We start from the raw sequence: 7,986 nt of genomic DNA on the forward strand, positions 1-7,986 counted from the left end.
ATGCAGATATTCGTATTATTAGAATGCCAAAGTAAAAAATATGTTAAGTGATCAAATATTTATAAAAATAGCAACAGAAATTGCCTCTGCATCGAAGTGTGTCTCTAAACAAGTTGGAGCAGTTATTGTAAAAGATGGGCGTATTTTAAGTACGGGTTATAATGGAACACCTCCAGGGTATGTAAACTGTTGTGATTATTGGGACGGCGAATACACTTCAGAACATCATGAATGGTCTAAGACTTATGAGATTCATGCAGAGATGAATGCCATTATATGGGCAGCAAGAAAAGGTATAAGCATAGAGGGCGCGACTATCTATGTAACACTTGAACCATGCAGTGAGTGTAGTAAAAATCTCATAGCGAGTGGTATTAAACGCATTGTTTATGACAGGCCTTATGAGCATACTCACTCTGAAATTATCTCGAAGTTTTTAAAAGATAATGGAGTGAGTATTGAGCGTTTAAGCCTTTAAAAAATCAACGATTTTTGAAGGTGGACGGCCAATGACTGCTTTGTCATCTTTTATGACAATCGGGCGCTCTATAAGTCTTGGATGCTCAGCCATCGCCTCTATGAGCTTCTCTTCATCTTCTACATCTTTAAGATTTAACTCTTTGTAAATCTCCTCTTTTGTACGCATTAAATCTCTTGCGTTTATGCCTAACATTTTCAGTAGTTCTTTTATCTCCTCTTTTGTCAGTGGTGTCTCAAGGTACTTGACTATCTCTGCGTTTACACCGTTTTCTTCTAGTATTTTCACTGCTTCTCGTGATTTTGAGCAGCGTGGGTTGTGCATTATGGTTAGTTTACTCATCTATTGTTTTCCTTCTAATAATTTATGTGCATCATACGCCAGACGCATAACGCCTACAGCGTAATTTGAAGAGTTATTATAGCGCATTATTTTTTGGACATATTTTTTCATATACTGTAGTTCCTCTCTATCTTTTGTAAAACATTGATAGATTTTTCCACTGCGGCTCTTCTCGTAACAAAATGAAGCATTCTCATTTTGAAAATCATACTTATACCATGCTGCTTCTACTTTAGGAACATTAGGCATCTTTGAGAAGTCAATGAGGGTGTCAAACTTCGCTTTTATATGTAAAAATTTTGCCACAGAAAGAATAGCATCTGGCATTTTGGTAATATCTGCAACTTTACCTTTGTAAGAGTCTGTGTAGGCAAAACTGTTTGGCATAAACTGAGGAATGCCCACCGCTCCTGCATAAGAGCTAGGCAGGTTACACTGCTCAGGGGTGACACCCTCTTTGTAACAGTGTTCAATGATGGAAGCCATATTTGTTTTGCCCATTTTAAGCAGCCATTTTTCACGAGAAGTTTTTGGTTTGGTTCGCACGACAATGGTGTTAAAGACTATAAAGGCATCATGCGTAGGTTTTATTTTGCCGAGCTTTGTCTCTTTAAGTAAAATGGCCGCGATGATCTCACGGTTTACACCATACTTCTTCTCTGCAAGGTCATAGACTTTTTTGTATTTTTTCAAGTTTACAACCATCTTTGGGACATATTTTACAAGGACATTATTCGCTTCTTTCTCTTTTTCTCTATGGTATTTTATTTTTGAGGGTTGCAGATACCTCCAGCTTACTTCATCGAACTTTTGTGTTTTAAAGTAGGAGAGTAAAAATTCATTGGCATATTTATACGATACGCCGTGTTTTACCACCGTATGACATATATCTTCATAGTTTTTATTTTTAAAATCGCAGTCATTGTAGTGTGCTGAGAGGAGGGAGCTAAAAAGGAGTAAAAAGAGTATGTTAAAGTGTTTCATTTATCTGCTGCAACCTTTGTGGAGTTCCTATATCGTGCCACATTTTATTAAATAACGAGCCACTTACAAGACCTTTGTCCACAAACTCTCGCAAAAGTGGTGCAAGTGGGCTTTTTTGTAACTTTTGATGTGCAAAAAGTTTGGGATGGTAATAGCCTATGCCTGAAAAGGTGTACATAATGTCGGCTGCGTTTAGCACTAAATCACCATCAATCCCAAAGTCTCCTTTTTCATTATGCGGTGGATTTGGCACAAGAATAAGGTGTGCGAGTGTGTCGCCGAGTACAAACGCAGCGTCATACTCGTATGCACAAAATATGTCTGCGTTTAGCACTAAAAAAGGCTCGTCTGCTAGTAGTGGCAGTGCTTTGATGATGCCTCCGGCACTCTCAAGTGCGCCGCTTTGTTGCTCATCGGAGTAGGTGATATCTATGCCCCACTTTGAGCCATCACCGAGATACTCTGGAATTTTATACCCCAGATGTGCAATGTTGATGATAACCTCTGTAAAACCGTTGCGTGCAAGATTTTCTATGTGCCAGACTATGAGTGCTTTGCCTCCCACTTCAAGCAACGGTTTTGGCAGAGTGTCTGTGAGTGGACGCATGCGTTCTCCGCGTCCTGCTGCTAGTATCATCGCTCTCATGAGTGTTGCTCCAAAAACGAAGCGAGCTCTTTTGTCTCATCATAACGCTTGGCTGTATCTATAACATATTTTCTTGTGAGTGGAATGTCTTTAAGGTAGCCATCTTTGCCATCACGAAGATGTAGACGAGAGAAGATGCCAAGCACTTTGATGTGGCGCTGCAATCCCATAAAATCAAACCAACGCAGAAACTCTGCATCGCTGATACTTAAGTCCTTCTTATCTCGAAAGTAGAGTGCAAGTTCTTCTATGTCGTTGCGTTTAAAGGCGATGTAGCAGTCCTTAAGAAGTGAGACCAAGTCGTAAGTAAGTGCGCCGTTCATGGCATCTTGGTAGTCAATGATGCCGAGTTGGTTGCTAGATGTCAGCATAATATTTCGTGAGTGGTAATCTCTATGCACAAAGATGTTTTGCGGCTGTTCAAGCACTGCGTTTGCAATATTTTCAAGTGATTTTTCTACTAACGTTAGCTGCGTTTGTGTGAGTGTTAGTCCAAGTTTTTTCTCTAAGAACCACTCTTGCATCAACTCCATCTCAAAGTGTAAAAATGCTTTGTCATAGAGTGGCAGACCTGCTGTCTCTGCCTTTTGCATGGTAATGATTTCATCTATGGCTTGTTTGTAGAGCGTTTTAAAATTCGCTGCGTTTAGCTGTGAGAGTAGATGTGTATCGCCAAAATCTTCTAATATAAGATACCCAAGCGAGAGATTTTTCGCATAGATTTCAGGTACATTGACCCCTGCTTTTTTGAGTCTTTTCGTGACATTCAAAAAAGGTATGAGTGACTCTTTTTCAAGTGAGCTGTCCATCAACAAAAAGCTTTTGTCATCTTTTGTAAGGCGGTAGTATTTTCTAAAACTCGCATCGGCAGAGGCGATGCTTATATCATACTCTTTGTAGGGTGTTGTTTGTATGTACTCGCTAACTTGCTTCATAAATCGCTCCAAGAATAGAATCTGTTTTCGCACCGGTAACACTTTTGAGTGCAACTTTCTCTTTGTGCAGGCGCTTGTGGGCAAGCCACGCAAAGAGCATTGCTTCTAAAAAGTCACCATCCACACCGTAGGCTTCACTGTGTGTAACTTCACACTCACAAAGCGTATTCAGTCGCTCTACCAAAAAGTTGTTTTTTGCACCACCACCGCAGAGTATAAGCTCTTGAATATGAAATATTTTTAGCTCATTGGCAATGCTTTGTGCAGTGAGCTCAAGGAGTGTTCTTTGCACATCTGCATCACTCACACCACTAAACGCAGTAAGTTTACTCTCAAGCCAAGCGGCATTAAAATACTCTCTGCCCGTACTTTTAGGAGCAGCTTTTTGAAAGTAGGCATCTGCAAGGAGTGCATCAAGCAGAGCATTATGAACTTTGCCACTCTTTGCAAAGAGACCATCTTTGTCATACTTCTGACTGCGTTTAGCATCCACCCAATAATCAAGTAAAACATTCCCACAGCCCACATCAAAACCAAGTAACTTTTCGCCTAAAACAGTAAGATTTGCCATGCCGCCAATGTTGACAACCCCGCGTTTTATCTTAGAAGAGCCAAATAAAAAGTGATGAAATGCAGGAGCAAAAGGCGCACCCTCCCCACCGTTTGCAATGTCCATTCCACGAAAATCTGCTACAGTTGTTGTGTGAGTTTGTGCTGCAACAACATTGGCATTACCAAGTTGCAAAGAGAAAGGAAACGCTGCGTTTGGCTCATGCCAAAGTGTCTGCCCATGTAGCCCCACTGCGTTTACACTTCTCGCATCTATGTCAAACGCAGTTAAAAGTGCATTGAGGGCATCGCTAAAGAGCTGCCCAAGCTTTGTATGTAAACTCCCCACCTCTTTAATACTTGTCGCTGCGTTTATAATGGAAAGTATTTCGGCTTTAAGCTCGGCAGGGAGCGGATACTCAAGAGAGTGAATGAGTTTGCAAGAGTCATGCGAGAGTTCACAAAGTGCTACATCTACTCCATCTAAGGATGTGCCGCTCATTACACCGATGTAGAGTTCAGTAAGTTGTTTCATATGAGGTCGTTTTCTTGTAATATTGCTAAAATTTTACTTTCGCTTATATTAGAGAGGTCACTTTTGGAGTAAATTGCCATAAGGTAAATATTGTTTTTATTGTCTAAATAGTAATAAATTACTCGAAATCCACCACTCTTACCAGTTGGAACAGAGGAATTTGCAACCCTGATTTTGTAGCAATGAGAACCGAGTTCTATGCCTGCTTTTGGATTTTGTTTTAATTCCTGTTGCAGTGTTTTAAGGTCTTTTGTAATTTGCTTATACTTTTTAAAAAGTTTTTTAATGTCACGCTTGAAGCTCTCTAAACTAATTATGTTCAAGTTCATCTATGAGCTCATCAAGTGATTGTAAGTTGTTCTGTTTTTCTTTAGATGATAAGACACTTTTTAACTCTTTTGCAGAGTTTTCAAAAGAGTCATAAAAAATCTCCGCTTTTTGTTCTTGAATATATGACTTGACCGCTTCAACTATAATATCTGTACGATTGAGCGAATAGGCTTTTGTAAACTCATCAATATCATCAAGCAGATATTTTGGTAAACGCAGTCCGACCTGTTGCTTTTGTAATTCTGAAAGGTTATGCATAATTCACTCCTATTTTGTATATCAATATTATATATTATTTATATATTTTAGTCAAATCAAATAATTTTTCTCTTAATAATTTGGAGATCGACTTCATCTCTATTTTTAGGTAAAATCTTAGATATGCTATAATACAGACAAAAAGGGAGAGTGCATGGGAGCTGTAAAAGAAGAAGCACAAGAGATGATTCAAAGTCTTCCAGATAACTGTACTTATGAAGATATTCAATATCACCTTTATGTTGTAGAAAAAATTAAAAATGGTATTAGCCGTGCTGAAAATGGTGAAATCTCATCACATCAAGATGCAAAACAAAGAATGGCTAAATGGCTTTCACACTAAAGTGGTCAGAAGAGGCTCTTGAAGATATTGAGTCAATCGCCACTTATATAGAAAAAGATTCCCCAACTTATGCAAAATCAGTAGTTTCAAAGTTTTTTGAAAAAGCAGAAATATTACAAGAATTTTCAGAACTAGGTCGTAAAGTTCCTGAATTTAATGACACAAAAATTCGAGAAATTTTTGTTTATAGTTATAGACTTATCTATAAAATAAACAATCAAGATATATTATTTGTAGCTGTAGTTCATGGCAAAAGGCTTCTTGAAAACCATCAGCAACGTAAAACTTAGATAGCGGTTTTCCTTAACTGCATAACCCCAAACGCAACCCCTGTTCCTATAACCATCTGCCAAGCAAATCCTACATGAATGCCAAAGGTGTATGGCTGTAGGGCTAAAACAGTGAAAAATCCTGCTATGAGGGAGTAGGGGACAAGCTTTTCTGTACCGCGTGAAGTGAAGATAGCGGAGAAGAATACGCCTAGAAGTCCAGTGTATGCAAAGCTCATTACACCGAGGGCGAAGCTGATGAGTGAGAGGTCGCTGTATCGTTGCCAGAAGTAGCTGAGTGTTGCCATTATTAGCAGAATAAAGGCAAAGAGCAGTACGGCAACTCTTGAGGCTTTGAGAAAGTGTGCTTCTGTTGTTTGTGGAGCATGGCTGCGTTTGTATGGTTTGTAAATGTCTTCAACGGCAACAGAAGCCATCGCGCCTAAGACGGAGTTTGTCGAAGAGAGTGCGGCGGCTATTGCTCCGACTGTTACCAAGCCTTTGAGTCCTGTTGGCATTTCGTTGAGAATGTAGTACATAAATATAGTGATGCTCTCGCCGTGAAAGTTTTGTGAGACTGAGTTTGCGTGGTAGTGGAGGTACAAAAGTGCCCCGATGCCAAGAAAAAGCAGCACAATAGGGATGGTAAAAACGATGGAGAGCAGGAGTGATTTTGCAGCGTCGCTCTTGTTTTTGCAACTCAGTACCCTTTGTGTCATATCTTGGTCAAGTCCAAACGCAGCGATATTGAGCAGCAGCCATCCTGTGAGCAGTCCAAAGATGCTGAACTTGCCATCGAGTGAAGTGTCGAGTAAACGCAGCTTATGATGCTCTTGAAGTATTTGCAATATGTTCACATCCCCAAGAGAAACATACAAGTACCAAAAGACAAAAATCCCCGCACCGACATAGGTGACAGCCTGAATGATGTCACTGTAGATGATGGACTTGATGCCGCCAAAGTAGGTGTAGGCAAGTGCGCCAAGGAGTAAAATGATAAAAGAGAGAAACATATGAGAAAAAGTGATGTCCATAAACAAAATCATACTCACAGCAAGCGCACCGATGTAGAGCCTTGCGCCACTTGCCATTACTCGTCCGAGCAGAAACATTAAGCCAGCTGCTTTTTTGGCGCGTTCGCCATAGCGGTTTTGCAAGAGTTCATAGACTGTCACTGCGTTTATGGCGTAAAAGCGCGGCACGAAATATTTGTTTATAAAGAGTATGGCAAGCAGGGAAGAAAGATAAAAGCCGATGAAAGTAAAGTCGTGCAGATAGGAGAACTCTGGCACACCTAAAAAGGTCGCCGCAGATTGTGAAGTGGCGACGATGGAGATGGCAACTCCAAGCAGGGGCATAGTGTTTGCACTTGTGAAGTATTCGCGAGAGGAGTGGACTTGTACCTGTGAGAAGAGATAGGAGCTGATGGCAAGCACAAGAAAATAGGAGCCAAAAACGAACCAATCTATGGCGCTAAAAGAGCTGCTCACTCTGCACCTTTAAGATGTAAAGATGCAACGCCTTTGCGGACGGCTTGCATAAATTTCTTACCTGGATCTGCTTTGGTGGTTCTGTACGAGGCATCTTTTTCGAGCCAAAGTGGAGTTGTCTGCATTTTTTTGTACTCATAATGCCCGATGAGGTAGCCGATGTCGGGGTATTTCATTTTGAGATATTTAACAAGTCGGATGTTCGCTGCTACTTGTGCAGGGGTGAGATCCTCTTTTTTGTTTGCCTCTCCGCCGACATTTTCCACACCGATGGCGGAGTAGTTGAGTCCTATGACATGGCGCGCCATCCAATTATCTGGCATAAGTTGGTAGATAGTTCCATCGCGATCAACCAAGAAATGTGCGGAGACATTGAGCTGCGAGGCTGCCGCGATGTCTTTTCGGTCTGAGAAGAGTTTTTCAGGGTAGAGTCGTGCGTAGCTATCTTTAAAGTTGGTGACGGCTGTCCAGTGCAAGACGATGATTTTTGGCTTTATGGTAATGTTTTTCGCGTCAATACCGTAGTGCTTTTTGATGTAGGCTTTTGTCATTACTTTGCGTTTTGTTGTGAAGATGATGGGCTTTTGGATGATGGAGTTTTTTGTAAGGAGATACTCTATTTTTTCATTTGCGTTTATGATTTTTTGGAGTGGAATTTTACCGTTTTTTACCTGTGTAAATATCGTTTCAACTATCTCTTTTACGGAGTTGTGTGAGAGCTGATTTCCAAAGAGCAAAATGTCCACACCTGCGTTTATGGCGAGGGTCGTTGCCTCTTTGAGTGAGTAGTATTTGGAGATGGCGCGCATCTGCATATCGTCACTGAT

Annotated in this window: 12 protein-coding genes; 3 read left to right on the plus strand and 9 right to left on the minus strand. The window is 40.6% G+C overall.

Annotation, left to right across the window (positions count from 1 at the left end; all coding sequences use genetic code 11):
• Nucleotides 1-40: 40 nt before the first annotated feature.
• Nucleotides 41-478, plus strand: coding sequence for a dCMP deaminase family protein (locus tag MVY38_RS08490; protein ID WP_297485240.1), 438 nt, complete (start codon nucleotides 41-43; stop codon nucleotides 476-478).
• Here the strand turns inward: MVY38_RS08490 and arsC are convergent.
• Genes arsC through MVY38_RS08525 form a run of 7 tightly spaced genes read right to left on the minus strand, consistent with a single transcriptional unit; the run spans nucleotide 467 to nucleotide 5,057 of the window.
• On the minus strand, nucleotides 467-820 hold the full coding sequence (arsC, locus tag MVY38_RS08495) for an arsenate reductase (glutaredoxin) (RefSeq protein WP_297485242.1): 354 nt from the start codon (nucleotides 818-820) through the stop codon (nucleotides 467-469). The genes MVY38_RS08490 and arsC overlap by 12 nt on opposite strands.
• Entirely contained in the window at nucleotides 821-1,804 is a 984-nt protein-coding gene (locus MVY38_RS08500) for a lytic murein transglycosylase (protein ID WP_297485244.1), read from the minus strand. It lies immediately after the preceding gene.
• On the minus strand, nucleotides 1,791-2,450 hold the full coding sequence (gene murU / locus MVY38_RS08505; RefSeq protein ID WP_297485246.1) for an N-acetylmuramate alpha-1-phosphate uridylyltransferase MurU: 660 nt from the start codon (nucleotides 2,448-2,450) through the stop codon (nucleotides 1,791-1,793). The genes MVY38_RS08500 and murU overlap by 14 nt, the downstream gene beginning before the upstream one ends.
• Nucleotides 2,447-3,385 carry a phosphotransferase gene (locus MVY38_RS08510; RefSeq protein WP_297485248.1) on the minus strand — a complete coding sequence of 313 codons (939 nt, stop codon included), beginning with the start codon at nucleotides 3,383-3,385 and terminating at the stop codon, nucleotides 2,447-2,449. The genes murU and MVY38_RS08510 overlap by 4 nt, the downstream gene beginning before the upstream one ends.
• The gene (locus MVY38_RS08515; protein ID WP_297485250.1) at nucleotides 3,372-4,469 is read right to left on the minus strand and encodes an anhydro-N-acetylmuramic acid kinase; all 1,098 of its coding nucleotides are present in this window, start codon (nucleotides 4,467-4,469) and stop codon (nucleotides 3,372-3,374) included. The genes MVY38_RS08510 and MVY38_RS08515 overlap by 14 nt, the downstream gene beginning before the upstream one ends.
• Nucleotides 4,466-4,798, minus strand: a complete 333-nt coding sequence (locus MVY38_RS08520; protein ID WP_297485252.1) for a type II toxin-antitoxin system RelE/ParE family toxin — start codon at nucleotides 4,796-4,798, stop codon at nucleotides 4,466-4,468. Before MVY38_RS08520 ends, MVY38_RS08515 begins: the two co-directional genes overlap by 4 nt.
• Nucleotides 4,779-5,057 (minus strand): ribbon-helix-helix domain-containing protein, encoded by a 279-nt coding sequence (locus MVY38_RS08525; protein WP_297485255.1) that lies wholly within the window; start codon nucleotides 5,055-5,057, stop codon nucleotides 4,779-4,781. The genes MVY38_RS08520 and MVY38_RS08525 overlap by 20 nt, the downstream gene beginning before the upstream one ends.
• 154 nt (nucleotides 5,058-5,211) lie before the next feature.
• Between MVY38_RS08525 and MVY38_RS08530 the strand changes: the two genes are divergently transcribed.
• A complete protein-coding gene (locus MVY38_RS08530) occupies nucleotides 5,212-5,400 on the plus strand; it encodes a hypothetical protein (RefSeq protein WP_297485257.1) in 189 nt (62 codons plus the stop codon).
• Nucleotides 5,385-5,690 (plus strand): type II toxin-antitoxin system RelE/ParE family toxin, encoded by a 306-nt coding sequence (locus MVY38_RS08535; protein WP_297485259.1) that lies wholly within the window; start codon nucleotides 5,385-5,387, stop codon nucleotides 5,688-5,690. Before MVY38_RS08530 ends, MVY38_RS08535 begins: the two co-directional genes overlap by 16 nt.
• Here MVY38_RS08535 and MVY38_RS08540 read toward each other — a convergent pair.
• Nucleotides 5,687-7,159, minus strand: a complete 1,473-nt coding sequence (locus MVY38_RS08540; protein ID WP_297485261.1) for a sodium:solute symporter — start codon at nucleotides 7,157-7,159, stop codon at nucleotides 5,687-5,689. The two genes, MVY38_RS08535 and MVY38_RS08540, sit on opposite strands and share 4 nt — an antisense overlap.
• On the minus strand, nucleotides 7,156-7,986 hold an 831-nt coding region (locus MVY38_RS08545), incomplete at its 5' end, for an N-acetylmuramoyl-L-alanine amidase (RefSeq protein ID WP_297485263.1). The genes MVY38_RS08545 and MVY38_RS08540, both read right to left, overlap by 4 nt.

It is taken from the genome of Sulfurimonas sp., assembly GCF_027056685.1.
In the GTDB taxonomy this organism is placed as follows: Bacteria; Campylobacterota; Campylobacteria; order Campylobacterales; family Sulfurimonadaceae; genus Sulfurimonas.

Excerpts from the sequence above, each read along its gene's own strand:
- MVY38_RS08520 (WP_297485252.1), bottom strand. The coding sequence starts at position 4,798 with ATGAACTTGAACATAATTAGTTTAGAGAGCTTCAAGCGTGACATTAAA.
- MVY38_RS08535 (WP_297485259.1), top strand. The coding sequence starts at position 5,385 with ATGGCTTTCACACTAAAGTGGTCAGAAGAGGCTCTTGAAGATATTGAG.
- MVY38_RS08515 (WP_297485250.1), bottom strand. The coding sequence starts at position 4,469 with ATGAAACAACTTACTGAACTCTACATCGGTGTAATGAGCGGCACATCC.
- MVY38_RS08500 (WP_297485244.1), bottom strand. The coding sequence starts at position 1,804 with ATGAAACACTTTAACATACTCTTTTTACTCCTTTTTAGCTCCCTCCTC.
- MVY38_RS08530 (WP_297485257.1), top strand. The coding sequence starts at position 5,212 with ATGGGAGCTGTAAAAGAAGAAGCACAAGAGATGATTCAAAGTCTTCCA.
- murU (WP_297485246.1), bottom strand. The coding sequence starts at position 2,450 with ATGAGAGCGATGATACTAGCAGCAGGACGCGGAGAACGCATGCGTCCA.
- MVY38_RS08490 (WP_297485240.1), top strand. The coding sequence starts at position 41 with ATGTTAAGTGATCAAATATTTATAAAAATAGCAACAGAAATTGCCTCT.
- MVY38_RS08525 (WP_297485255.1), bottom strand. The coding sequence starts at position 5,057 with ATGCATAACCTTTCAGAATTACAAAAGCAACAGGTCGGACTGCGTTTA.
- MVY38_RS08510 (WP_297485248.1), bottom strand. The coding sequence starts at position 3,385 with ATGAAGCAAGTTAGCGAGTACATACAAACAACACCCTACAAAGAGTAT.
- arsC (WP_297485242.1), bottom strand. The coding sequence starts at position 820 with ATGAGTAAACTAACCATAATGCACAACCCACGCTGCTCAAAATCACGA.